This window comes from Methanobacterium sp., from assembly GCA_016222945.1.
In the GTDB taxonomy this organism is placed as follows: domain Archaea; phylum Methanobacteriota; class Methanobacteria; order Methanobacteriales; family Methanobacteriaceae; genus Methanobacterium_D.
This window is the reverse complement of record JACRPY010000002.1, coordinates 214,741-240,852: the sequence shown is the minus strand read 5'-3', so window position 1 is coordinate 240,852 and position 26,112 is coordinate 214,741. Positions and strand designations below refer to the sequence as shown.

Below are 26,112 nucleotides of genomic sequence, written 5' to 3'. Positions count from 1 at the left end.
TCACTTTGAATTTCTAATTAATATGAAAATTAAAAAATGAGGAAGATCTATTTAGCATCTTCAAGTCCAGCCATCATTTGAATAATTTTATCATCGTCTAATGGTTTTCCTTGAATTTGAAGCCCTACCGGTATTCCATTCACTTCTCCTGCCTTCATACTTCCTGCTGGAATTCCTGCAAGATTTGCTATTACTGTTAAAACATCATATGCATACATTTCCAGTGGATCCAATGATTCACCGAGTTTATGTGGAAGTTTTGGGACGGTTGGACCTACTATTGCATCTACTCCTTGAAGAAGTTTTGTGATTTCCTTTCTAATTAGTGATCTTGCCTGTAAAGCTTTTTTATAGTATTTACCACTGTATTCTTTCTGACTTATGTAAGAACCAGTGTGTATTCTTCTTAAAACTTCCTCTCCACATACATCCTCAATTCTGTAACCATATTTTCGGCCATCATATTTTCTGGTTGCAGAGAAGAATTCAACATAGTTTATGAGGTAATATGTTGGAAGGCATAAATCAATATAATCGAAGCTTAATTCTACTACTTCAACACCCGACTCCCTCATTTCATCGATCCTTCCTTCAACTATATCCACTATCCGTTCATCAGATACATCAAAGAATTCTTTTACTACACCCACTTTCATTCCTTTCATAAGTTCTGATGATTTTTCAGTGATTTCCCCAAAATTTGGAGTTTCTTTTAGTGTTGTACACTCCTTTAGGTCATATCCAGAAATTGTATCAAGCATTAAAGCAATTCCACCAGCATCATGAGCAAAAGGACCAATTTGCTCCAGACTCATTGCAAGATCAAGCAATCCTTGTCTTGAAACAACCCCATAAGTTGGTTTAAACCCTATCACTCCACAGTGAGATGCAGGGTTTCTTATAGATCCTCCAGTATCAGAACCTAAAGATAAATCACACATTTCTGCAGCTATTACAGCGGCACTACCTCCACTTGAACCTCCTGGAATTCTTCCAGGAGCTGCAGGATTTTCTGTATATCCGAAATAGGATGTTTCAGTTGAGCTTCCTGCCGCAAATTCATCCATATTGGTTGTTCCAATAATTATAGCATCTTCATCCTTTATTCTTTGAGTTACTGTTGCATCATAACTTCCAATATAATTTTCAAGGGTTTTTGAGGCTGCAGTGATTTTAAAGTCTTCAATATTAATGTTACTTTTTATTCCAATAGTTAATCCTGCAAGTTTACCTACTTTTTCCCCTTTTTTTATTTTAGAATCAATTTTTTCAGCTTTTTGAATTGCTTCTTCTTCTTTTATCTCTAAAAACGCGTTTATATTATCGTTATTCTTTTTTATGGTTTTTAATGATTTTTCTAAGTTTTCTAATGCTGTTATTTCGTGATTTTTAATTGATTCCGATTTATTTAAAAGATTCATGGCCACACCTTAATTTTTTATTAATAAAAGTCAATTATATTAAACATGATATTTTCAAATTTTCAATATATAATAGATATTAAATTGCCAAGTATAAAAACTTAAATTCATTATTAAAAAAAGTTTGTTTTTCCCTAAAGAATTCCTAAAAATTCGTCTGCTGTCATGTAACCTTCATATCTCTTTATTTCATTGCCATTTGCATCTAATATTATAATCGTAGGGAGGGTGACTTTTCCATTTGTTGCATATTTCATTGCAGCATCCTTATTTTGATCCACATCTATCTTATTAAAATTATAGTTATTAGCTATTTTTTCTTGAACTTTAGGGTCTGAAAGTGTTTTTTGATCAAGGTCCTTGCATGCAGGACACCATGATGCAGATAAAAGAACTATAGTTAATTTATTTCCGTTATCTCCTCCAGAAACGGTGTTTAAATTAGAATTATCTTGGTTGGAAGATATCCCTGATATTCCAGCTATTAATAAAATTCCAAGAGAGCAAAACACTAAAATAGATACTAACTTAATGCCTGTGCTTTTTTTAGCCCATAACTCTGCTAAATCTTCATTTTTAGTGCGTATTTTCCTGTTTTCAAGCCCTTTAGTATAGTCTCCAATATATTTGTAGTATTCAAGCTTATTTCCACATTCACACTTGTCGAAACACTCGAAAACTTCGTTTTCGGTGTCCCAAAATCGCAGATTTTGAGGATCCTTTATGGATTCTCCCTTTTGAAGTTTATAATATGAATTACATTTATCGCAAATTAGATAGGGAATCAAACCACCATTATTTATTATATGTATTTAAATTTAATTTTTTAGTTAAAAATAAAAATCATATATTCAATATAGGTGTCTTCATGAGAACATATAAAAATCTAATACCTCGAATTCTACTACTATCTCTTTTTTTAATTCCCATTATCTATTTTAATGGTTTTTACAATCATTTTTATGTCTATCTTTCAAGTAACGTTATTACAGGCGTTATAACCCAACAATGGCATATTGTTATAATATGTATCCTTATTTTTATCGCGTTTTTAATTCCTTTATCCTACAGAAGAAAAGCTAATTGGGTTGAATATGGTTTAGTCAGTGCATTTTTCATTTCACTCTTTATAGAGATGTATGGAATTCCCCTTACAGTTCTATTTGCTTCAAAATACTTCTTTACTCCAGGGACACAACTTCCACCTAACCTTATTAGTTTTCATTTTTTAGGTGTTGGATTTGGTATGGACATAGCCATGACTTATGGGGCCATTTTAATGTTAATAGGGATGTTTATAATAATTGTAGGCTGGACTAAGCTTTATAAAAGTGTTAAAAAAGAGGGGTTGGTTACAGATGGAATATATGCATATTCACGGCATCCTCAGTATCTTGGATTTATTTTAATTATACTTGGGTGGCTCTTTGGATGGCCAACTATCATTACTGTAGTTTTAGCGCCGATATTAATTTATTATTACATTAGAGTCTGCAAAACAGAAGAAAACGAAATGGTAAAGGAATTTCCAGAGTATAATGGCTATAAAGAGAGTGTCCCTTTATTCATTTAAGTTTTAAAAGAAATAATTGATATTTAAATATCCCAAAAGATAGAGCAATAAAATCAGTATTGGTTGATGAATCAAATAAATTACCAGCGAATTTCGCCCTAAAAATTCAAATAGAGTTATAATTTGATAATTAGATAAATCAGGAAGTTTAAACTGTCGAATGTAATCTTTATAAATCATTTTTCCGGCAAATATCCCTAAAGAAACCACTCCCAACCACGGCAATAATGGAAAATAATCAAGTGTACCCCAATTATTAGGTATGAATCCCAGCCATAAAAGACCATAAAAATCAAATCTAAAGCCTGTTAGATAAATTCCGGCTGCAATAAATATTAATCCTGCAAATAAATTAACATATTTATGTTTCAAGAAGGGATACTCTAAAATTATGGCAATTCCAATAAGATGAAGGATTCCAAAAATTATAAACTCTTGTTTTACAAATATCCATGTTATCAAAGTGATTAGAAGTCCATAAAAAAATATTTTAAGGCCTCTTTTTAAATACTTTAAAAATAAATTTTTGGGAACTTTATAATCATTTAAAATAGTGGTTCTTGAGTAACTAAGGCTTAGTGATACTCCTACAAGGAAAATAAAGATAAATGCAGTTATCTTCTGAAACCAGAATAAAAATCCAGAATATAAATCAAAACTGTATACTCCAAAGTAATTAAGGTCAAATATAAGATGGAATGTTACCATCATTATAATTGCAAGCCCACGAAGAGAATCTACTTCCCAAAAACGTTCTTTTAAATTTAAAGTCATTGAAATACCTTTTCATTATAATTAAACATTATTTGTTAATATTCTAGGATATCGGATTTATATTTAATGTATTAAAGTTTTTAAACTCAAAATAAATATTTCCTTTACTATTTGGATTTAAATATAATCTTTGTTTTTATTAAATTCATCATTATTCAAATTGGTAGAGATTTGGTAGATGGTAGGTATAAAATTGGCAGTAATTCTGGAAAAACTATTTTTATTAACTAAAGCTATTTTAATCTAATAAAAAAACATCCTGAAGGTTTAAAAATAATAATAAGCGAGGATAATTTATGGTTTATGAAATAATATTACCATCAGTACCTTTCATTGGAGGATATTTAGGTACTTATGCACTTTACAAGGGCAATTTAATTAAAAAATCAATTCATGTAAACATCTGGAACTTTATAATCGGATTCGCGTTTTTAGTATCTGGTGGAGCTGGATTTTTACTCCTGATTTTATTAGAACTGGGAATAACTCTACCCATCAGTTTTGGGCTGATGTACTGGCATGTTGAACTTGGAATTACCCTGGTTTTAGTCACAGTATTCCATCATCATACCTACTTGAAGGGAACTAAAAGAATGTTCTTTGGAAGTTCAAAGAAGGTGGATGCATGAAAAAGAAAATAATAGATAATGTAAATAAGCTAAAATCTTCTCTGGAGCATTACATCCCCAATAATAAAGAAAAAATTATAGGAACTGCCATAACTGTACCCATTATTGCAGCATCCACAATGACAGGAGCATGCGCAGGAGGATGTCCCTATGGTTTAGTTAGTGATCCTTTTCCAGGCCAATGCGGCCGTTATATTGATTTAAATGGTGATGGGATATGTGATCTTTCCCAATCAGTTGCCGCTACACCTACCAATTCTACCACCCATTCCAGTTCTCAAAGCAGTACACATAGTTCTCAAAATACAGCCACAGGAAGTAGTGGAGGATCTGATATTCAAAATGGAAGCTCTGATTATGCAAATACAACTACAACAGTTCAAGATCCAAGTTCGGGAAGTTTAGATGGTACTTCTTCAAATATTGACGGTTCAAATTACCATGTACTGCCTGTAACTCTGCTAATCATAGGAGCATATCTTTTTACATATTATCTTTTCCGTAAAGGTATATTAAAACCACAAAAACACAAAAGACTTTGGAATCTTCTATTAATGGGTGGTTATCTTGGTACTGGAGTAACTGGAATTTTACTCATAGTTTTCATTAATATGGGCATTTCCACAATTTATAATCAGGGCATAACATTCTGGCATGCAGAATTAGCCATTTTAATGGTTGTTGGAACTTTAATTCACATTCATATTTACCAGCAGCCATTTAAAAAAATGTTTAATGTATTTTTCAGCTTTAAATCAGATTCAGAAAATGAAAATAATTTAAATTCTCCAAATAACTCTAAATAGAGGATTTATTCCTTTTTTGTTTTCATTTTTATAGAATCATCCCATAAGTATATTTTTTAGGGACTTCAAAAACCAGAATTGGCTAACTTTCATTAAAGTTTCCGTAATTTTGGTGATGTCCATGAAAAGAATGCTCTGGTGGCTTATTGCTGGTACCAAAGGAGGAGAAAATAGGGCCAGAATTATAAGCACACTGCATAAAAGACCTTATAATGCTAACCAGCTTGCTAAAACATTAGAAATGGATTATAAGACAGTGCGACATCATATCACTATTTTAAAGGATAATAACATTATTGTATCTTCTGGCGAGAAATATGGGAACATGTATTTTCTTTCAACGCAGATGGAAGATAATTATGGGCTTTTCAAGCATATATGGCAGGAAATAAGTGAAAATTAGTGGGGTGATTAAATGGTAGAAGAACATGGATTTAGAGGAAGAGAAAACGAATTTGAAGGAGATTTACCCATTGACGATCCAGGATTAGCTTTAATAGCTGCCCTTGTAGGTGTTGCTAACATTCTGCTACTTATTATACTGCTATTTATCTATATTTCCAGTTATAGGAAGCTGAAATCACGTTTTAGCCTTGGATTAATCCTTTTTGCATTTTTACTTATTATGCAAAATGCTCTTTTTATATTCTTCCTTTTATCAAAAGAAGGATTTCATGGCCCTGGAATGGGAGGACCAGTATTAAGTTTAAATATTATAGAGTTTGGGGCATTATTGGTTTTGTTGAAGATAACATGGATTTAAATTAGTATTCATATTAAAATTATTTCAAAAAAAAATGTTTATTGCGTAATCATTAAGGAACTTAAGAGATTATAACAAGTAAATAAGCAATACTATTAATTGAGGTGTAAATAAAATGCATGAAACAATTCTTCTAAATCAAAGCCAGATTAAAGAACTTACAAACATGAAAGAGATTATTGAGAGTGTAGAAACTGCATATAAAGTTCATGCTGAACGTAAAGTTCAAATGCCTGCTAAAAAATACCTTTTTTACAAAAAGTTCAAAGGAGATCTCCGAATCATGCCTTGTTTTATTCGAGGTATGGACGAATCTGGAGTTAAATGCGTTAATGTACATCCTGATAATCCTCGAAAATTTGGTTTGCCCACAGTAATGGCCATGATTGAGCTTGTTAATCCTGAAACCGGATTTCCAATTTCTGTAATGGATGGAACATGGATTACAAACATGAGAACCGGTGCTGCAGCCGGTGTTGCCACCAAATACCTGGCCAGAGACAATTCTGAAATATTAGGGATGGTTGGAGCAGGAGTTCAGGCAGCAACAGGACTTGAAGCCATAAATGAAGTTATGGATATTAAAGAAGTTAGAGTTTCATGCAGGACTTGCGAAAAAAGGGAAAATTTTGCTAAATATGCATCTGAAAAATACGGAATTGAAGTAAAGGCAGTAGATACTATAAAAGAAGCTGTTCAAGGTGCTGATGTTCTTTTAACTACCACTCCTGCACGTGAAGCAGTTGTTAAATCCAAATGGGTGGCCGATGGAACTCATATAAACGCCATGGGTGCTGATGCGCCAGGTAAACAAGAATTAGACAGCCATATACTTCAAAAGGCTAAAATTATTATTGATTGCTGGGATCAAGCCAGCCATAGTGGTGAAATTAACATACCTGTTCATGAAAAGCTTGTTAGAAGAAGTGACATCATTGGTAAAATTGGGGATGTTATAATTGGTGCAATTCCTGGTAGAACATCTGATAATGACATCACTGTGTTTGATTCAACAGGGCTTGCTGTTCAAGACATTGTTACAGCATGGAAGGTATATGAAAAAGCTCTTGAAAATGGCATTGGTCAAAGGATTAATTTCTTAGAATAGTTAAATTTATTTGCATTGAAACTAAATTAAATACTGGTGATGGAATGTTCGAAGAAAGAATATATAGAAACGAAGTACTTGGGAAAATGGGACATGTTTTCGAACGTTTTAGGTTTTTAATGAGAACAAAGACATTAAACAAAGATCAAATGGAAACTATTGATTATCATATTTCAGAGATTATGAAAGTTTTAAACGAATGCAGATGATTGAATATGGCTATTGCCATATTACTTTCTTATTTTTAAGTTTATTATGTAGTGATTTAGTTGATTGAAACTATTTTATTTGTTATATCATCATTTTGGGTCGGTTTATCTGGTGCAGTGGTTCCCGGGCCTATGTTAACTGTTACAATTTCAGATTCTGTAAAAAAAGGATTTATTGCAGGGCCCATAATAGTTTTAGGCCATATAACAACAGAATTAGCACTTATTATTGTCATTTTAGCAGGTTTAGGCTGGATCATAGGCTCTCAACCCGCAGCGCTTATTATAGGCATAATTGGTGGAAGTGTTTTACTTTTTATGGGTTATGAAATTTCACGATCAAATGAAAAACTGTCAGATATCATTTCATGATGATTCCTTTGATAAATATGGGCCTTTCATTGGGAGAGTTATAACCAGTGTTTCTAATCCCTATTTTTTTATTTGGTGGGCGACTATTGGTTTTGCTTTCATGTTAAAATGTTTTGAGCTGTCAAAATTCTTGAATTTTGAAGCATCGAAATCGGAGATTTCGAATGCTTGCAGGAGTTGTAGGCCTTTTAGGATTTTTAATTGGCCATTGGTCTGCTGTTCTTTCATGGTTTAGCACCGTATCCTTTTTTTCAAGCAGAGGATCAAAAATAATGAGTAATACAACATATAAAACTGTAATAATGATTTGTGGAATCTTTTTAGTTATATTAGGGTTTTATTTTGTAATATCTCAAATTAATTTTCTACATATCCTATAAAGAGTATGTTTTAATATATAAATAAAAAAAGTAAATAAATTTTAAACCTGTTTAATAAATTTTAAACCTGTTAGACCATGGCTTGTTAATATTTTATCATATTCTGTTTGGCTCATTCCATAAACTGGGAATGTAGGGTCATACACTTTTCCTTGCCATTGGATATATTCGTGTCCTATATTACCACTGGCCTGTTGTACTTCAACTGTGTAAACATCTGTTGCTCCATTTTGAACTAAATAATTAGCAAATTGTTCTGATTTAGTTTTGCAGTTATTGGTCTGCACATCATATTTTGTTGCCGCAATTTGGTTGAAATATTCATGAACCTGGGGGTCTGAACCACTAATTTTTATTATATTTTGGGTGTTTGGAGTTGCTGCTACTACAGGTGTAGCTGCTGGTGAACTTAGCGCGAAAACTGGAATGAAAAAGGAACTAACTAATAGAAAAGCCGCAAAAAATGCTCCAAGTTTTTTCATTTTCATTTTCAAACACCTCCTTCTTTTCTTTCTACATATAACTAGTTGTGGTCACGTTGCAATAAGATTTTTTTGTAAATTTGTGAAAAATATCACTTTTTTGCAATTATAAGAACAATTTAATTATCATGTTTTTGTGAGAATTATCACTATTTTGCTATAAAAATGATTAAATTCGTATTAACTATGTGACTAATATCACAGCTATAATAGAAAAATATGTGATTAAAATCACATACGTAACATAAAAATAAAATAAATAGTATTACACATAAGTGATTAAATTCACATGTAAAAACATGTATAAATAGAACCTAAATAGCCAAATTAGAACATTATATTCCAATTTAGAAGAAAATAGAAATTAAAATCCCGTAAATACTTAAATAACGAGAAATACAGAATAAAATTATATGAAAATTCCATAAAAAATACTGAAAAAGAAAAATATGTATCCTCCTTACAATATTATGTAGAGCTAAAGACAATATCATCTTTAATAATTAAAAAGAATAAATGAAAAAATGATAAAATGAAAGCAATCGTATTTGATAATTCAGGAACCCTCATAGAAAGATACAGGGCTTTAAAAGATATCGAAAAAGGAATTATTTGTGATGATATCAGCTCTCTTGACATTGTAGATAATAATACAGAAAGGGCACTTGTAGTTCTACAAACTGACCCTGCAAAATGTATAATAAATGCTAAATCACACCAGACAATATACGAATTCATCAAAAGGAATAATATAAATATTGATATAAGCTATTCTTCAACAGAAATCAAAAAAGAAGAGTTATTAAATTCCATTAAAGATGATAAATCCAAAGTAAGTGATATTCAAGATACAATTAAAGCAGTTGTAGCTAAAAAATACAACGTGCAGATATGCAGCGGATCTGGATTTATTGTGGCCATAGATAAAAGTAAAATTGAATTTACTATCACTTCTGGGGGAAAAGTATTCCCTGAAGTACCCTCAGTGGTTGCAGAACTTCAAAAAAGAGATATAGACCTTTTTATAGCATCTGGAGATAGGAAAGCTTCTCTTAAAAAGCTTGCTAAATATACAGGGATTCCAGTAGAAAATGTTTTTGATACTGCCAATAGCTGGAATAAAAAAGAGATTATAAAAGGACTTAAGAAAAATTATAAAGTAATGATGGTAGGAAACGGAGTAAATGACGTTTTTGCACTTAAAGAAGCAGATATTGGTGTTTTAACTGTGCAACAGGAAGAAAATACTCCACAAAAGGTTTTTGATGCTGCAGACGTAGTTGTAGATAATATTAAGGAAATATTGGACATTGAATTTTAAAATTTATAAAAATTCTGGATGGCTCTAATAGATAATACTCTAAATAGCTCTTAAAAACATTAAAAGGATTACTATAGTAACTGTAGCGCCGCTCATTAATTGCACTCCTTTTTTAGTCCTAATATCCACAGGAGATATCCAATTTATCACATCCGGGAAAAGCACAAAGGTCTGCAATATCAATCCCATAACAATTAAAGAAATTCCCTTATTTACAGGAATATCCGGAAAATTCAGCATGGAAAAACCCCAAATAGTGGACACACAACCAATTGAAAATGAAAACAAAAGATAATAAACAGGATTATAGCCCGGACCACCACTAATCATGTTATGGCCTGCATAAACTGGGTTTTGCGCTGAAGGGATACTATAATCATTAAAAGTACCATTTCGAATAATCATTACTACCTGTGGATAAATTAACAAAAATAATAAGCCAATATAAGCAGGAAAATTATTATAACCAATTACTACCGGATAAAATAGAACGATGGCTAATATGGAGATATATATTAAAAGAAGCCAAGAAAGCCCCTCATAGGTGTAACAATCCATAGATTTGCAATCAAACTTTTTTATTTTAATGCCTAAAATTTGTTCCATTTTAGTTGTCATCCTATCCTCATAATACAAGAGAATAGTACCTAAAACTAAACCAAATAGCACAAACCCCATCAATTCTCCACTCATATTATCCTCTTATACTTTATTATTATAAAAAAGTTTCTACCCATAGTATACATGGTTTGGAACTCCCAGATAATTCAAATAATGATTATTTTTGCGCTTAAAGAAGCAGATATTAGTGTTTTAACTGTGCAAAAGAAAGAAAACACTCCACAAAAGGTTTTTAACGCTGCAGATTTTGTTGTAGATAATATTAAGGAAATACTGGGCATTGAATTTTAAATTAAATTCCATCAAATAAATTTAAGTTTATATAACTGTTTTTTTATAATATAATGCATGGAAAGAAAATATTGGTTAATCCCTATTTTAATAGGATTATTCTTAGTAGCTGCTTTTTATTCACCTAAAAATGATGATCTAGAAACCCAAATACAACCTAATACTAATTTTAATGCCGAAAATATCCTATTTCAAGTATCTACATTCCAATACTTTTCTAAAGGTAATTATAATGGCATTGTAACATTTGAAGAACTTAAAAATCATGGTGATGTGGGAATAGGTACTTCAAATGGTCTTGATGGTGAAATGATTGAACTTAACAATACATTTTATCAAATAAAATCCAATGGAACCGTTTATGTTATCAATTCCTCTGTAAAAACTCCTTTTGCCATTGTTACCTTCTTTAAACCCAATAAAACATTAAAAGTGAATTACATATTAAACAACAGTGCAATGCAACAATATTTAGATAATTCCCTGTATTCAAAGAATAAATTCCATGCAATAAAGATCCAAGGTGTTTTTAAGCATATTAAAGCAAGAAGTGTTCCTAAACAAAACGAACCTTATCCTCCACTTACAGAAGTACTCAAAAATCAGACAATATTTGAATTTAACGATATTAACGGCACAATGATCGGATTTTGGAGCCCTAACTCTGTAAATGGGATTGATTCTCCAGGATACCATTTTCATTTCATTAGCCAAGATAAAAAGTCAGGTGGACATGTACTCGAATACGAACCACAAAATGTAGTGGTTGAAATTGAATATATATCCAAGTTACAGCTAAAATTACCTCAAAATGAAATTTTAAATATATTTAACTCTTTATCATTAGTATAACTGCTTGATTTTATTTAAAAAATCTTTCAGTAATAACGATAGATGCATAAGCTAATGGACTCCATGAAGGAGATATAAAAGTTAATCCAATTGCAAGTAATGATGCAGTGGGCAGCAGCATGTTAATTTTTCTGATTTTATGTATATCCTCCAAACTTAGTTTTTTATCTGTAAATTTCTTTTCTGTAGCGTAATACCATATTAAAGCAGCTAATAATCCTATAGCAAGTAAATTAAGGTCAAAAAAAATCTGAGCAGATTGTAAATGACCATATTCTCCTGTTAAAGAAGTTGAGAAAGGAACCAACGCAACAAATAAGAGCCATGTTACAGTTATCCATAAAAGAGGCGTATTAATCCTTTTAATATAGTAAAACTGGCCATGGTTAACCCTCCAAAATATTGCAAGAAGCATGAAACTCATAGCATAAGTAAATAATTTAGGTGTTAAATGCATTAAGACGACTTGTAAATTTGCATCTTGCACAGAACCTGTTAACTGAGGAATACTAAGGTTTAAAACCAGTAAAGTCATTGCAATTGCAAATATTCCATCTACCAACGTTTCAATACGTTTAGTAGTTTCCCACTGAGACGCCATTTTATCTTATCCTATATTTTGATTAATTGATAATCCATGTTTCCAAGTCCTATTTTCTCGCCATATTCCAGTTGAATACTTCCATTAATTTTATGGTATAAACCTTTAAATTTATCTTCTCCTTTTCCATGATTATGAGTTAAAAGAGATTCTTTAAAACCGTATTGTTCATTTACAAGATTATAACTGGCAGTATCCAGCGCTACTGGATCATTAGATGCCAGTATCCCAATATCTGGAACTATTGGTGAATCGCTCCATGGAACACAGTCACACTCCGGTGTGATGTCCATGAGGAAATTAATGTAGCAAATTTTGTTCTGTTTGTTTTTAACTGCCCCATAGGCATATTCTGTCATTTTCTCAATAAAAGAACCTATCATTTCCCAATCCAGATCTATTACTGATTCAGGGCAAACTAAAAGGCAGTTATTACAGGCAATACACGCATCATAATCAATTCCTGATTTATTGTCTTCTAAATACATTGCAGATACAGGACAGGCCGCTATACATTTTCCACAGCCAATACATTCTTCTGATATTACCGGTTTGACACATTCATGCTGTTCTAATTTACCTGCAGGTGATGCACAGCCCATAGCAAGATTTTTTACAGCTCCGCCGAATCCACTCATCCCATGTCCTTTAAAATGTGACATAACAACCATACTATCGGATTTTTCAATATCTCCTGCAATTTTAGTAGATTTAAAGTGTTTTAAGTTAATTTCAATATCAACTTCATTTTCTCCCCTTATCCCATCAGCAATTATTAAGGGCGCTCCAGTTACAGCATAACCAAAGCCATGCAATATTGCTATTTTTAAATGATCAACTGAATTATGTCTGCTTCCATAATAAAGTGTGTTGGTGTCGGTTATAAAAGGTTTTGCTCCTGTTTCTTTAACTTTATCAACGATTTGCCTTACAAAAACAGGATTTATATAGGAATCGTTTCCTTTTTCACCGAAATGAAGTTTAATTGCAGTTAAATCTTTTTTATTAATGACATTTTCAAAACCTGCAGCTTTAAAAAGATTTTTAATCTTACTGATTTTATTATCTTTGCTACTTTTTGACCTGAAATCTGAAAAATACACTTTACTTGTCATTTATATCACCAGAATACATTGTTTCAGCCCCATTATGAATAAATTCCCCTATTCTTTATGATATTATTTATTTTATATTCATGACATTATTTTAATTTATATTTCTGATTAATCCATTGGATATGAGTAAATCTCGACTTTTAAGAATGTTTTCATAGTTATTTAATTCAATAATACCTTTATCCACTCCATTTAAGAGAGATAGATCAAAAGTTCCTTCACCAAGGGTTAAATGCTGGTCTTTTTCTCCATTATTATCATTTAGATGGTAATATGCAATTTTTTTCATTTTAAAAAAGTCTGCTGGATTTGGAGATGTATTCGCATGTCCTGTATCTACTGTAGCATGAGTTCCACATTCTTTAAGAAAATACTGGTGTTCTTGAGCATTATTACAGAAATATACAGGCTTATTTGGCATATTTTCAACTGAAAATATAACACCCCTCTCCTCTGCATAATCATTTGCTTTACTGAGGGTTTCAATTGCATGTTGCATTCCATAATTCCTTACTCTTTCTTCAAACCTATGGATAATTCCTGGATGAGTTGTAATGGCATTTGCACCAATTTTAGCTGCAAAATCAACTGTTTCTTTAAGCTGTTTTAATGTCTCATCCCTTATTCCTGGATTTAAGCTTGCAGGATTTAGATCAATGGTTGGTGAATGGAGAAAAACATCTATATCATACAAATCAAATACTTCAAACTGGCGTTTATCCATTAATAATGAATTTCTAGGCCAGTAAGGACCTTCACACAGTATTTCCATTAATTGAAATCCGTCTTTTGAGGCGGTTTCTAAAAATTGCTCCATTGAACTCATAAAGAGGGCCAGAGTTGAAAATCCGAGTTTCATAATTCTAATTTTATAACCTTTCCCTTTATTATTTTTTTTATTTCATTTCTTGATATAACCAAAAATTTTATATATAAAACTGATATATCAAGATACACTATGTCCAAAAACGATATGTATTAAAATGATATATGTGAGGTGAATAAATGGCAGATGAAGAAACATCAAAAACGAATGGTTCAGATGAATCTGACCCCAAAAATGGTTTTAAAGACGATGAACTGGAAAAAATGCATGAAATGATGCATGAAAGTGATGAAATCTTCAAAAGCATGTCTGAATACGAACAAAAGCTCATGAAAGGCGTGATGCGCGGTTTTGCTAATACTTTGATTCTGTGGCTTATAAGCAAAAAAAGACAGCATGGATACGAAATAATGACTAAACTCCATGAATCTTCCCCTTATGAGAGTAAAATGCCCAGTGCCAGTAAGATTTATCCCGTACTGCATGATCTAGAAAAAAATAAACTAATAAAAGGATCCTGGGAACATCATGGAAAGAGAAAAGTGAAATATTACGAAATAACCCAAGAAGGTGAAGAAACTATTTCCAGATTCAAAGTAATGGCTCAATTCGCTCAAAAGAATAAATCCAGCATGTGGGTAGAATTCATGAGAGATATGTTCACTGAAAAAGGAGATAAGGAGCTAAATTTATGAAATACGCTATAGAAACATTTGATCTTACAAAAAAGTATGGTGATTTTTTTGCAGTTGATGCTCTGGAGATGAAAATCAAGAATAATAGTATATTCGGATTTTTAGGTCCAAACGGTGCTGGAAAAACAACCACTATAAAAATGTTAACCTGTCTTATTCTAGCAACTTCTGGAACTGCTAATGTTGCAGGATATGATATCATCAAAAATCCAAATGAAGTTAGAAAGAAAATAGGAATGGTTCCTCAGCTTGTAAGTCTTTATGGAGATCTTACAGTCCGTGAAAATGTAAATCTCTGTGCAGATTTCTACGGACTTTCAAAAGACCTAAAAGAAAGCAGGGCAGATGAACTAATGGAAATGGTTGACATTAAATATGCTGAAAATAAGCTTGTAAAACAGCTATCTGGAGGTATGAAACAGAAAGCTTCCGTAGTTGCGAGTTTAATACATCAACCTGAAATATTATTCTTAGATGAACCTACAATAGGATTAGATCCCACTACAAAGAGAGTACTATGGGATTTAGTCGAAGAATTGAATTCTGAAGGCCGTACAATTATATTGTGTTCCCACGATATGTACGAAGTAGAACTTCTCTGTGATGATGTAGGTATAATAAATCAAGGTGTGCTTGCTGCTTTTGATACTCCTCAAGGGCTTAAAGATACCATGATTAAAGAAGAAAAAGAAGAAAAAACATCTAAAGAATCAAACATATCTAAAATTGTTGATGAAATTCAAAAAGAAACCGATCCTGAAGATATAAAGGCACTCAACATTATTAAAGAGAATATAGAAAAGAAAAGCAGAGATTCCAAGGAATTAAGTTTAATTATAAGCAATATGGACGAAAAAATGTTAAATCATCTTAATAGTTTGCCTATTGTCCATAAAATTTTAGAACATAGCTCTGGAAGAATAACATTAGATATTGAAGGCTCAGAAGATTCGTTTACTAAAGTTATATCCGATATAATTGAAAAAGGTGGAAATATAACGTCCATAGCTACAAAAGATCCTTCCCTGGAAGATGTTTTTATGAGAGTTACCTCTAAAAAGAAAGAGGAAGGTGAGAATAATGGTGGAGACTAAAAAGATAATGTGGATGTTTAAAAAAGACCTGTTGGTCTTATGGAGACATAAACCACGTTTAATTTCAATAATTTTGTTCCCCATAATCATGATAACCCTTTTTGGTTATGGTATGGGCGGAACATTGGAAAATATTCCAGTCGTTGTCGTGGAACAAAGTCACGGCCAAGTAACAGATGCTACCCTAACTGCAATGAAGGGGATGAGTCTGTATGATATTAAAGAGATAACCACGGATCCCGATAAAGCAAAGCAAATGGTTAAAAATGGACAGGTTAAAGCCGCCATAATTCTACCTACGAACTATGATAATCTGCAGGACCCTAAACCCAAGAGTGTGTTAATTGATGTTGATTCGTCGGATCAAATGGCTACAAGCGCTGTTCTTCCGGCTACACAAGCATTATTCAATAAAATATCAAATGAACTGGGTATACAAAAGCTTCAATCTATGAATTTAACATCAAAGTCAGCTGCAACACCTACTATAAAGGCCCAGCAAAATCCAGTTCAGGTAACCGGACAGTCAATTAACTTCCAGAACATAATGAACACAATTAACTTCCAGATAAATAAGATGTATGGAGACATCGAGTACATAGACTTCCTTGTACCTGCCATAATAGGTATGACTGTTCTATTTGGATGTATGTTTGGAATGGGAGAAGCTTTAGCGGGTGAAAGAGAACGAGGAGAACTTGCAAGACTATTTATGACCCCTACAAGTGTATCTACTGTTGTGGGAGGTAAAATAATATCAAAATTGGTCACAGAAACTGTAAGAGCTTTAATATTAATTGTAGCAGCTATAGTTCTATTTGGAATTGTGATAAATGGAAGTATGGCTTTAACGATGCTGCTTTTGATGCTTGGAGCATTGTGCTTTGTAGGTTTTGGAATAATGATATCTGCAAGGGTTTCAACACAGGAAGATTATATGCAGATGGTAATGCCATTTACAATGCCAATGATGTTTGTATCAGGTGTATTCTACCCAATTGAAACAATGCCATGGATATTCCAAAAATTAGCATATATTGTGCCATTAACCTATGTAAATGATGCTTTAAGGGCAGTAATGCTAAAAGGAGCAGGTATTGGAGACGTATGGATAGATATAGTGGTGCTTCTAGGATTTACAGCAATATTCTTTGCACTTGGAGTTACCCGGTTTAACAGGGATATATAAGGAAAAATAAAATGTTAATAAAGAATTGTTTGTTTAAAGGTGATTAAAATGTTTGGAAAAAAGAATTCATTCATAGCATTGGTTATGGCTTGTTTCATGATACTTCCAATGTCAATAGTGGGAGTTTCAGCTGCAGACTGGCCCATGTTCCATGAAAATTTAGACCATACTGGATATTTAGATGAAGCATCAGATTTTACTCCAGAAATGTGGCTTTTTAAAGCTCAAGGAGCAATAATATCTTCTCCTGCAATTTCTGATAAAATATTATATTTCGGATCAGGAGATGGAATCTTTTATGCATTAAATCTTGATGACGGCACACGTGTTTGGGATTATAAGACTAATGGAAACATTACATCTTCACCAGTTGTAAGCGGAGATGTTGTATACTTCGGTTCTATGGACAGTTATCTCTACGCGTTAAATAAGAAAAACGGAGACTCTGTATGGAAATATAAAACAGGAAATTCCATTGAATCATCACCCGCCATAGATAATGGTGTTGTATACGTTGGATCAAATGATAACCGTTTATATGCCATAAATGCTAACAATGGCACTATCAAATGGGAATTTGAAAGTGGAAATACTGTTAAATCAGCTCCTGCAGTTTACAATGGAAATATCTATTTTGGATCAAACGATGGTAAAATATACGCATTAAACACCAATGGCGCAAAATTATGGGAATTTGACACTGGAAATGCAGTTGTATCATCTCCAGCCATTAGGGAAAATGTTTTATATGAAGGTACAGATAATGGAGTTTTCTATGCCTTAAACACAGCTGATGGATCTGTTAAATGGTCATATAATTTTGGAGACCCTGTAAGATCTTCTGCACTTCTTGATTCAAATGATAACAGTTTATTCGTAGGTGCAGACAATGGCAATGTTACTTGTCTGGATATGAGGGATGGAAAACTAAAATGGTCAATGAACGTTGGTAATGTAAAATCAACCCCTGCACTTATGGGAAACAACATTGTAGTCAGTTCAGAAAGTGGAACCGTTTACATACTAAATAAATACAGCGGCAAAGAAGAATGGAGTTATTCACCAGGTTATTACCTGTTTAATTCACCTTTCACCTCATCTCCTGTAGTTTATGGAGATGACATATATGTAGGTGGCAGTGATGGATATATGTACGCCTTGGATGACGAGAAAAAATCAGGGCCAACACCTGTCTATCTCTACTACATAGGTGCTATTGTAATTGGATTAATAGTGGTTTTGATAGCATTTAGGGTGATTAGAAGTCGTAAGAATAAAAAAAGTGAATAATTAAGTATGTATATATTTGCAAAAAAAGATGGAATCTTATATTCCATCTAACTTTTTATTTTAAAATTAGATGACGATTAAAATAAAGCTCACAATAAGTTTTGAATTTCAAAAATAGAGCCACTTTAATTATTTATTCTTAATAGAAAAATATATTCGTTTTTAGCTTAAAAATCAGTTTAAAGGCTAAAAATATGACTAACATAAATTAAAAATTGAATTAAAAATGAAACCCAATGGTTTCAATTTTTGGAGTTATATTGTTGAATTTACTTGCAAAGCTGTATTTCAATAGCTGAAACATTTGTTGCTGTGCCTTCATTACTCATGATTTCTTCTGTGCATATATCTATAGATCCAAGTTCTACATCTGATATAAACCTATTTCTTACAATTTCAGCAACGTCAACAGCCCTACTAATAGCTCTTCCACGTGCCTTTAAAATAACTTCTCTAGATCCGCCGTTCATTTGAGTCACAACCGCTAAAACATAGTTCATTACAGGTTTATTTCCAATGTATACAACATTTTCCTCTGACATCACTTTAACCTCCAAATATGGAATATTTGGGGCCATCGAACACATAGCATGTAAAAAACAAAGTTTTTTGCTGCCTTCAAATCTTCTGATTTGCGGTTCATGAAACTCCGTTTCCTTCAACGTCAAAATTTAAGAATTTTGACAGTGTTCTGGCCTTCGAAAATCGAAGATTTTCGAAAGGTTCCAAAATCTTCGATTTTGATAACCTCCAAAGAATAACCATGCCCATTGGGCATTATTAATATAAGTTAATCATTTAATTAATATATATAATTTATGTTTTATATACCCTTTATTGAAACTTCATGCCATATAACAAATAGTTAATTAACACTAAATCCCATATTAACTTATATTAAGGGATTATTTACAAATTAAGAGTATTAGTACTTTAATTACAAGAAATTAGCCCTTTAAAAGATTAAATTTACCAATTATATTGTTATTACATTCTCGCTTAAAACTCGGTAAAATTATTAATTAATCACATCGCTCCATAAAACCCAATTAAGCAATTATATGTGAATATATCAATATTTAAAGAGATTTTACCATTGAAAACAGGTATTTTCTAATAATTTTAACAAACTGCAGATAATAAATGTTCAAATAGCTATTTTGAACGGATTTTTTCTAAAAACCAATACTAAACCTTTTATATTCCCTTTTTCATCTTTAATATGTGTAATACTACCATCTACTGGCATTTTAGTCCCATCTTTAGAGATTATTATTATAGTGTTAAAGGAACCTACTAGTTCTAATGGTTCATCAAAGTTATCTAGTTCTTCACTTTCAATTAAGAACACATTCTCTAAGCTCTCCCCTATAGCATCCTCCTGTATCCATCCAGTAAGGTCTTCAGCAACAGGATTCATGAATTTAATCTGCCTCTTAGAGTCAGTAGCAATTACAGCATCGTTTACACTTTTTAATATTGCATTAAGCCATTGCTCATGATCTCTAAGTCTTTTTTCTATTTTATGTCTGTAGAGAGTTATTTCAATAGCAGTACGTAACTCACTTTCTTCAAAAGGCTTTCTAATAAATCCAAATGGCTCTTTAAGAATGTAACCTGAAGGTTCTGTTATTTTTGCTCTTTGTACTGTTCTGTTATCAGAATAGGCTGTTAAGTAAATTACAGGAATATCATATTTTTCCTTGATTTTATCTGCAGCCCTTATACCGTCCATTTCACCCTCAAGCTGAATATCCATAAGAATCAGATCAAGTTGAAGTTCTTCCACTTTCTTAATAGCTTCTTCACCAGAAGCCACTATTTCTGGCACCATATACCCTACACTTTCCAGTGCTGCTTTTATATCTTCAGCAGTAATTCTTTCATCCTCTACAACAAGAATCTGCGTATTTCCCATACTACCTCCCCATTACAGATTTTATTATAATTCTAAATATTAGATTTAGCCCATATGGCGGAAGGTTAATGCCATGCCTTCTATTTCTCCCCCAGTATCTCCCATATCATTTAATTTAGCATTTAAAGAAACTTTTTCCCCTTTTTTATTTATAAGCAGTACTTCTCCCAAAGAATAAGTACCATTATCCAGTTTAATCTCTTTAATAGCTCCTGATTCCATATCATAGATTTTAAAAACTTCATTTAAATCCCTGTCAGCAGCATCCTTTTGTAGCCAGCCCGTAATATTTTCAGCTATGTGGTTCATGAATTTTATCGTTCCTTTGTGGCCTATTGCAATTAAACCTTCATCAATATTTTCAAGTAATGATGAAACCCATTTTTCATGATCCTTTTCCATTTTATGCTTATAACGAGTTATCTCGATGATACTATGGAGTTCATCCTCTTCAAAAGGTTTATATATAATTCCAGAGGATTCTTTAAGTATAAAACCCGACGGTTCCGATTTTTTTGCCCTTTCTAACGTTTTATTATCAGAATAAGCAGTTAAATAAATTACAGGAATATCATATTTTTCCCTAATTTTATCTGCAGCCTCTATACCATCCATTTCACCCTCAAGACGGATATCCATAAGAATAAGATCTGGTTGAAGCTCTTCAACCTTCCTAACAGCTTCTTCACCAGAAGAAACTAAATCAGATACTTCATATCCCAGATTAATTAGACTGTCTTTTATATCTTCAGCAGTGATTCTTTCATCCTCTACAACAAGAATCCTGGCATTTACCATTTTATGCCTCCTTCATGCCCTTATTCATTAGTTCAGTTAATATATTATTGTTATCTTAGGATAAGTATTTTGTTTATTGCATCTAAAACTGCCTCTACACTGGCCATTACTATATCTTCAGTTGTAGACCTTCCAGTTGCACGATTTCCATTTTTATCTCCCATAATAACAAAAACTTCAGCAAGTGCATTTGTCCCGCCAGTTATAGCTTCAATATTATATTCCTGCAGTTCAATATCTGCAATTTCACCAACAACACTTTGTATAGCGTTAATAGCTGCGTCTACTGGTCCAACACCCGTTTTTGCAACGGTTTTTGTTTCTCCATCAATTGTAAGTTTTACAGTTGCTGTGGGCATCACACTGTTTCCAGTCATTACAGAAAACCCCTCAAGCCTTACAATCTCTTTTTTCGCCTTTCCAAGCACACTTTCAGCTAATGCTTTTAAATCAGCGTCTGTTACACATTTACCTTTATCCCCAAGGGCCTTAACTTGATCATATACCTTTTTGAATTGATCATCGTTTAATTCTATTCCATATTCGTCCAATTTAGCTTTAATTGCATTTGCACCAGTATGTTTCCCTAATACAATTCTTCTTGTGTGTCCCACTATTTCTGGAGTGATAGGCTCATAAGTTTCTGCCTTTGCAAGTACACCGTGCACATGTATTCCTGCTTCATGAGCAAAGGCATTTTCCCCAACTATAGCCTTATTCGGAGGCATCTTAACCCCTGTAATTCTTGAAACAAATTCAGAGAGATTAACAAGCATTTCTGTTTTAATATCCATTTTAATACCATATTCTGAGATTAAAGACATTACAACCTCTTCTAATGAAGCATTTCCTGCCCTTTCACCTAACCCATTTACAGTGGCATGAACCTGACTTGCACCAGCTTCTACAGCCATAAGAGAGTTTGCAACTGCAAGTCCAAAGTCATCATGACAATGCACACTTATAGGGCTGTTTAAATGTTCTTTAAGGTTTTGAATAAGCCATTTTATGGATGTAGGAATCATTACACCTACTGTATCCGGCACATTTATGTAATCTACCCCTGCATCTTCAACAGCCTTGTAAATATCCTTTAAATAATCAAATTCAGTTCTTGTAGCGTCTTCTGCTGAAAATTCAGCTACAATTCCATGATCTTTTATATATTCTACAGCATCCACTGCTTTAGCTAAAATCTCCTCTTTTTCCATTTTAAGCTTGAATTCCCTGTGAAGTGGAGAAGTTCCTACAAATGTATGAATGTAATCCACGTCACAATCTATTGCTGCATCTAAATCTTCCTTTAAAACTCTTGCCAAACCACAAACCTGAGCATTTAAACCAAGTTTAAGGATTTCACGTGCCGCTTCTTTTTCACCGCTTGAAGATGCTGGAAATCCAACTTCAATTACATTAACACCTAATTCATCGAGTCTTTTTGCAATTCTTATCTTTTCATCTACAGTTATTGCAACTCCAGGTGTTTGTTCACCGTCTCTTAGAGTCGTGTCAAATATTCTTACCGTTTCCGGTAGATTCATCTCGTTTTTTACTTTTTCTATATACATAAAATAATTTCTCCTTTGGTTTGGCAATTTGTATAATAATATTGGGTATACATTAATAAAAAAATATGGATAAAATCTTGTAAAAAAATGATTTAATTTTAATAAATCTTTTAGATTATGCACCTATACACAGGCTTAAAAAATTCCTAAGACCGGGTGCAAGTCCTAAAATAAATATAGCAAGCTTCAACATGTTTTTTATAGTATTATCTTCAATATATTCATCAATCACGTAAAGAGCGGCTAAAATAACTGCTATTTTTAGGGGAAACATTACAAATGCAGTTCCTGCAAGGCTTGTAAGGGCGTTTGGAAGTACATGCTGCTCCCCATAGCCATATAAGTCAACAGCTATAAATGTAGAGGCTGCATCAAACAAATGAGCTGAAAGGGCATATAAATTAGCTTTACTCTTTAGAAGAGCCCATTTATTCCTTAAAAGAACGAAAATAGATGAAAATACTGCCCATACTCCAATAACTTCAAAGAATGCAACTATATTCATGTTATTTATATAAATAATATTGGGAATACATAAAATAAACCCCATAATAAACATTAAATATCTATAATCCCATTTGGTTTTCTTTTCAATATAAACTGATGCTAAAAGTGCTGCAATTGTCATTAAACCTGTGAAAACATAAATGCCTGGAGTAACTAGAAGATGGATTAATGGATAAATTCCATTGTCTACAAGAGCTCTTGCACTGGACCCAAAAAAGATAAATGGAATCACAGGAAGTATAAGGTCCTTTGGATCCTTTTTAATGTAATTAAACATTTTTATAATTAAAATAACTGCAATTCCCAGTATAATTCCAAAAACAACTGTATTTAATATTGTGTACCCTGGTTGAAGATAAAGAAAGTTATCCTGGATAAATTGGGAAAGTTCAGAGAGCATAAATTTAATAGAACTATTGCTCATTTAAGTTTTATCATAATATAAATTTAAAAAAATGAAAATAAAATTTATTTAAAAATGTATAATTAGCTGAAATATCTCAAATAAGCTTAAGATATCACATTTACTGAAACTTTGGATCCTCGGACCACTCTATCTGCAGTACTTCCAAGAATAAGCTTTTCTATTCCTTGTTTACCTGATTTTCCCATGGTTACCTGATCCACACCTACTTCATCTATAGTTTTAAGTATTACATCTGCAGGCTTACCCCATTTAATTTTAGTGATTAAATTCACATTTTTACAATGCCCCTGACATTGACTTTCTTCTAATTTACTTTTAAATTCTTCAACTGCTATTTCACCTTCTTTTCTTAACTCTTCACTCATTTTATCCCTTAAATCCTGCTGTGGTAATGCATCCAAGTAAGAAGTGTCAATAACATATAAAACAATGATGTCTGCGCCATTTAAATCAACCATAGAAATAGCGTATTCTCCAGCCCTCATAGAATTTTCTGAGCCATCTATAGGCAATAATATTTTTTGCATGCGAGATTCCTCCTTAATTTAATCTAATTTATTTTATGTAAGAGGAAAAATAAATACAATTGGATTTTTCATGTTCTATTAACATTGCACATATGGGCCTTTAAAATGTCATTTGACATAATATTTTATTTAATAAATGAATTAGATTTTCTTAATCTTTTTATCAATAACTTCCTTCAATATTAAAGGTAAAGGAGTCCTATCACCAAATACATTGGTTTTTCCAGATAAAATACATTCAATTATACTATCAATAGAAAAATCAGCGTCTAATTCTGTTACACAGCTTCCAATAGCTCCTAAAAAATGCGCATCGCTTGCACCAATTTGAGGTATTCCTCTTTCTTCAGCCAGTTTTTTAGCGCGCCAATTGGAATAACCAAATACATAACGAGAGTTTAAAGTTTCCATTGCATCAATGTCTAAATCTTTAACCTTATCGCAAAGCCCTTCCCTGTATCGTACAAATGGATGAGGGGCAATTGCAATCCCATTAGCATCTCTTATAGCTTCAACAGTCTCTTCTGGAGACATATATGATTTAATTTCTTTATTTATACCCAAAGCCACTATATGTCCCTTATTGGTGCTCACCTCCATTGCTGGTATTACTATCAAATCACTGATTCCTTTAGCTTCTTTAATTCCAACTTGAGCACCTTTAATTGAGTTATGATCAGCAATTGCTATTGCATCCAAACCTATTTTTCTTGCTTGCTCAATTATTTCTTTAGGTGTCATTCTTGAATCACTGGAATAACTACTGTGAATATGAGGATCTATTATCATGTTTTATTTCCTTAAATATTTGATTGAATTGCTTTTATTAATCCAACAGGTCCTGTCATCATCACATCACCTGCAGGAGCTGCATAATGCACATTAAAGTCAGTTTTTTCCATTATTTTCCTTCGAGGCCCTGTAGCAACTATTGCCTCAAATTCCCCTATAGGCGATAAAGACCATGCCCCATGCCCATGATCACTATGCACCTCTTCATGAGTTATAGTTCCATCTACAAGTTTATTTACATAATTTTCAATCTTTTCTGGAGTCAAACTACTAGTATGGTGCTCAAATACTCCATATATTTTTCCTTTATTAATTGCAGCGGCCAATGTGTGTCCATTTCCAATGTCCATCACTATATATCTTTCAAGTTTCTTTACCTGCTGATCACAGGTTGCCCCTGAAATTGATGCGAATTTAGAATCCATTACAGTAGTTTTATAACCTTTAAATGTTCTAAATACTGCATTAATCCTTGTAAAATAATCAGGAGCGTTATTAAAAAATGCAAATTCCTCAGGATATTTTGGTTTGTCCATCACTTCTTTTATTTTCATGAATCTAAAGTTTCTATCCCCCATTCCTTCCATATATCCATGATCCTGTACTGCTATTCCTATATAATCAAAATCAGGCTCTACATCAAATTGAGATAAAGATTTTCTTATCGATTCCAAATTAACATCTATTAACTCAATTTTTTCAAAATTTGAATATTTATTTTCTTCTTTTGAAGATATTATTTCAATCCCCTTTGATTTAACATGATCCAGGTTATCTCTTACTGTTTTTGCAGCGTTTTCTGTCATTACAACTCTGTATCCCTCAGTTAGATGTTTCTGTATTGCTTTATTTATGGGACCACCGCCCATGGTCTCTCCACTTATTAACAAGTCATTTTTGCATTTTTTTATTCTTTTTGCAAATATTTTAGTGGGAGATGGCATTACCAGCTTAACCGAGTTTTCAATTGTGTTTTTAGAATCATAGAACATGATGTCCTGGGTACCTGCACCCACATCAATTGCTAAAATTTTCATGCTATTATATTTAATTTTATATATAATAAACTAATTAAAAACTAAATTCTAGACCCTTTTTTACTCGTAAACTCATAAAATCTACCATATTATGATTAAAATTAACTTTTAACCTACAAAAACACT

The 26,112-nt window shown here is 32.4% G+C and carries 30 protein-coding genes and 1 pseudogene; 15 read left to right on the top strand and 16 right to left on the bottom strand.

What is annotated here, in order from left to right:
• Window positions 1-47 precede the first annotated feature (47 nt).
• Both gatA and HZC47_01180 read right to left on the bottom strand, forming a co-directional pair.
• A complete protein-coding gene (gatA, locus tag HZC47_01185; GenBank protein MBI5679502.1) occupies window positions 48-1,421 on the bottom strand; it encodes an Asp-tRNA(Asn)/Glu-tRNA(Gln) amidotransferase subunit GatA in 1,374 nt (457 codons plus the stop codon).
• 134 nt (window positions 1,422-1,555) lie between these two features.
• Window positions 1,556-2,209 carry a thioredoxin family protein gene (locus HZC47_01180; GenBank protein MBI5679501.1) on the bottom strand — a complete coding sequence of 218 codons (654 nt, stop codon included), beginning with the start codon at window positions 2,207-2,209 and terminating at the stop codon, window positions 1,556-1,558.
• Window positions 2,210-2,289: 80 nt separating this feature from the next.
• Between HZC47_01180 and HZC47_01175 the strand changes: the two genes are divergently transcribed.
• The gene (locus HZC47_01175) at window positions 2,290-2,994 is read left to right on the top strand and encodes an isoprenylcysteine carboxylmethyltransferase family protein (protein MBI5679500.1); all 705 of its coding nucleotides are present in this window, start codon (window positions 2,290-2,292) and stop codon (window positions 2,992-2,994) included.
• A gap of 3 nt (window positions 2,995-2,997) precedes the next feature.
• On the opposite strand, the gene HZC47_01170 is transcribed toward HZC47_01175, so the two are convergent.
• Window positions 2,998-3,768: a DUF1624 domain-containing protein gene (locus tag HZC47_01170; GenBank protein MBI5679499.1), complete on the bottom strand. Its 771-nt coding sequence runs from the start codon at window positions 3,766-3,768 to the stop codon at window positions 2,998-3,000.
• 296 nt (window positions 3,769-4,064) lie between these two features.
• Between HZC47_01170 and HZC47_01165 the strand changes: the two genes are divergently transcribed.
• From HZC47_01165 to HZC47_01135, 7 genes and pseudogenes are all read left to right on the top strand, one after another.
• Entirely contained in the window at window positions 4,065-4,397 is a 333-nt protein-coding gene (locus HZC47_01165; protein ID MBI5679498.1) for a hypothetical protein, read from the top strand.
• Window positions 4,398-4,450: 53 nt separating this feature from the next.
• Window positions 4,451-5,203: a hypothetical protein gene (locus HZC47_01160; GenBank protein MBI5679497.1), complete on the top strand. Its 753-nt coding sequence runs from the start codon at window positions 4,451-4,453 to the stop codon at window positions 5,201-5,203.
• A gap of 121 nt (window positions 5,204-5,324) precedes the next feature.
• Window positions 5,325-5,606 (top strand): winged helix-turn-helix transcriptional regulator, encoded by a 282-nt coding sequence (locus HZC47_01155; GenBank protein ID MBI5679496.1) that lies wholly within the window; start codon window positions 5,325-5,327, stop codon window positions 5,604-5,606.
• A gap of 12 nt (window positions 5,607-5,618) precedes the next feature.
• Window positions 5,619-5,966, top strand: a complete 348-nt coding sequence (locus HZC47_01150) for a hypothetical protein (GenBank protein ID MBI5679495.1) — start codon at window positions 5,619-5,621, stop codon at window positions 5,964-5,966.
• A gap of 115 nt (window positions 5,967-6,081) precedes the next feature.
• Window positions 6,082-7,074, top strand: a complete 993-nt coding sequence (locus tag HZC47_01145) for an alanine dehydrogenase (protein ID MBI5679494.1) — start codon at window positions 6,082-6,084, stop codon at window positions 7,072-7,074.
• A gap of 44 nt (window positions 7,075-7,118) precedes the next feature.
• Window positions 7,119-7,283, top strand: coding sequence for a hypothetical protein (locus tag HZC47_01140; GenBank protein MBI5679493.1), 165 nt, complete (start codon window positions 7,119-7,121; stop codon window positions 7,281-7,283).
• A 132-nt stretch (window positions 7,284-7,415) separates the two neighbouring features.
• Window positions 7,416-8,035: pseudogene (locus tag HZC47_01135) on the top strand (LysE family transporter).
• A gap of 41 nt (window positions 8,036-8,076) precedes the next feature.
• Here the strand turns inward: HZC47_01135 and HZC47_01130 are convergent.
• Entirely contained in the window at window positions 8,077-8,523 is a 447-nt protein-coding gene (locus HZC47_01130) for a hypothetical protein (GenBank protein MBI5679492.1), read from the bottom strand.
• Between the two features lie 526 nt (window positions 8,524-9,049).
• Here HZC47_01130 and HZC47_01125 point away from each other — a divergent pair.
• Window positions 9,050-9,838, top strand: a complete 789-nt coding sequence (locus HZC47_01125; GenBank protein ID MBI5679491.1) for an HAD family hydrolase — start codon at window positions 9,050-9,052, stop codon at window positions 9,836-9,838.
• A 39-nt stretch (window positions 9,839-9,877) separates the two neighbouring features.
• Here the strand turns inward: HZC47_01125 and HZC47_01120 are convergent, their stop codons facing one another.
• Window positions 9,878-10,531, bottom strand: coding sequence for a hypothetical protein (locus tag HZC47_01120; GenBank protein ID MBI5679490.1), 654 nt, complete (start codon window positions 10,529-10,531; stop codon window positions 9,878-9,880).
• A gap of 81 nt (window positions 10,532-10,612) precedes the next feature.
• Between HZC47_01120 and HZC47_01115 the strand changes: the two genes are divergently transcribed.
• Window positions 10,613-10,750 (top strand): hypothetical protein, encoded by a 138-nt coding sequence (locus HZC47_01115; protein MBI5679489.1) that lies wholly within the window; start codon window positions 10,613-10,615, stop codon window positions 10,748-10,750.
• 57 nt (window positions 10,751-10,807) lie between these two features.
• The gene (gene budA / locus HZC47_01110; GenBank protein ID MBI5679488.1) at window positions 10,808-11,602 is read left to right on the top strand and encodes an acetolactate decarboxylase; all 795 of its coding nucleotides are present in this window, start codon (window positions 10,808-10,810) and stop codon (window positions 11,600-11,602) included.
• A 10-nt stretch (window positions 11,603-11,612) separates the two neighbouring features.
• Here budA and HZC47_01105 read toward each other — a convergent pair whose 3' ends face one another.
• From HZC47_01105 to HZC47_01095, 3 genes are all read right to left on the bottom strand, one after another.
• Window positions 11,613-12,203, bottom strand: a complete 591-nt coding sequence (locus HZC47_01105; GenBank protein MBI5679487.1) for a DUF1211 domain-containing protein — start codon at window positions 12,201-12,203, stop codon at window positions 11,613-11,615.
• 11 nt (window positions 12,204-12,214) lie between these two features.
• Window positions 12,215-13,318 (bottom strand): DUF362 domain-containing protein, encoded by a 1,104-nt coding sequence (locus tag HZC47_01100; GenBank protein MBI5679486.1) that lies wholly within the window; start codon window positions 13,316-13,318, stop codon window positions 12,215-12,217.
• Window positions 13,319-13,409: 91 nt separating this feature from the next.
• On the bottom strand, window positions 13,410-14,177 hold the full coding sequence (locus HZC47_01095; GenBank protein MBI5679485.1) for a sugar phosphate isomerase/epimerase: 768 nt from the start codon (window positions 14,175-14,177) through the stop codon (window positions 13,410-13,412).
• A 272-nt stretch (window positions 14,178-14,449) separates the two neighbouring features.
• Between HZC47_01095 and HZC47_01090 the strand changes: the two genes are divergently transcribed.
• The 4 genes from HZC47_01090 to HZC47_01075 are packed head-to-tail and all read left to right on the top strand — an operon-like array spanning window position 14,450 to window position 18,412.
• Entirely contained in the window at window positions 14,450-14,839 is a 390-nt protein-coding gene (locus HZC47_01090) for a PadR family transcriptional regulator (protein MBI5679484.1), read from the top strand.
• On the top strand, window positions 14,836-15,933 hold the full coding sequence (locus HZC47_01085) for an ATP-binding cassette domain-containing protein (protein ID MBI5679483.1): 1,098 nt from the start codon (window positions 14,836-14,838) through the stop codon (window positions 15,931-15,933). Before HZC47_01090 ends, HZC47_01085 begins: the two co-directional genes overlap by 4 nt.
• The gene (locus tag HZC47_01080; protein MBI5679482.1) at window positions 15,920-17,122 is read left to right on the top strand and encodes an ABC-2 transporter permease; all 1,203 of its coding nucleotides are present in this window, start codon (window positions 15,920-15,922) and stop codon (window positions 17,120-17,122) included. Before HZC47_01085 ends, HZC47_01080 begins: the two co-directional genes overlap by 14 nt.
• A 48-nt stretch (window positions 17,123-17,170) precedes the next feature.
• Window positions 17,171-18,412 (top strand): PQQ-binding-like beta-propeller repeat protein, encoded by a 1,242-nt coding sequence (locus tag HZC47_01075; protein ID MBI5679481.1) that lies wholly within the window; start codon window positions 17,171-17,173, stop codon window positions 18,410-18,412.
• Window positions 18,413-18,681: 269 nt separating this feature from the next.
• Here HZC47_01075 and albA read toward each other — a convergent pair whose 3' ends face one another.
• From albA to HZC47_01035, 8 genes are all read right to left on the bottom strand, one after another.
• A complete protein-coding gene (gene albA, locus HZC47_01070; protein MBI5679480.1) occupies window positions 18,682-18,954 on the bottom strand; it encodes a DNA-binding protein Alba in 273 nt (90 codons plus the stop codon).
• 605 nt (window positions 18,955-19,559) lie between these two features.
• Window positions 19,560-20,330 (bottom strand): response regulator, encoded by a 771-nt coding sequence (locus tag HZC47_01065; GenBank protein MBI5679479.1) that lies wholly within the window; start codon window positions 20,328-20,330, stop codon window positions 19,560-19,562.
• A 45-nt stretch (window positions 20,331-20,375) separates the two neighbouring features.
• Window positions 20,376-21,128: a response regulator gene (locus tag HZC47_01060; protein ID MBI5679478.1), complete on the bottom strand. Its 753-nt coding sequence runs from the start codon at window positions 21,126-21,128 to the stop codon at window positions 20,376-20,378.
• 50 nt (window positions 21,129-21,178) lie between these two features.
• On the bottom strand, window positions 21,179-22,696 hold the full coding sequence (locus HZC47_01055; protein ID MBI5679477.1) for a 2-isopropylmalate synthase: 1,518 nt from the start codon (window positions 22,694-22,696) through the stop codon (window positions 21,179-21,181).
• Window positions 22,697-22,811: 115 nt separating this feature from the next.
• Entirely contained in the window at window positions 22,812-23,603 is a 792-nt protein-coding gene (locus HZC47_01050; protein ID MBI5679476.1) for a DUF63 family protein, read from the bottom strand.
• A 110-nt stretch (window positions 23,604-23,713) separates the two neighbouring features.
• Window positions 23,714-24,157: a universal stress protein gene (locus HZC47_01045; GenBank protein MBI5679475.1), complete on the bottom strand. Its 444-nt coding sequence runs from the start codon at window positions 24,155-24,157 to the stop codon at window positions 23,714-23,716.
• 141 nt (window positions 24,158-24,298) lie between these two features.
• Window positions 24,299-24,946 (bottom strand): PHP domain-containing protein, encoded by a 648-nt coding sequence (locus HZC47_01040; GenBank protein MBI5679474.1) that lies wholly within the window; start codon window positions 24,944-24,946, stop codon window positions 24,299-24,301.
• Window positions 24,947-24,957: 11 nt separating this feature from the next.
• Entirely contained in the window at window positions 24,958-25,986 is a 1,029-nt protein-coding gene (locus HZC47_01035) for a DUF1786 domain-containing protein (GenBank protein ID MBI5679473.1), read from the bottom strand.
• Between the last annotated feature and the right edge of the window lie 126 nt (window positions 25,987-26,112).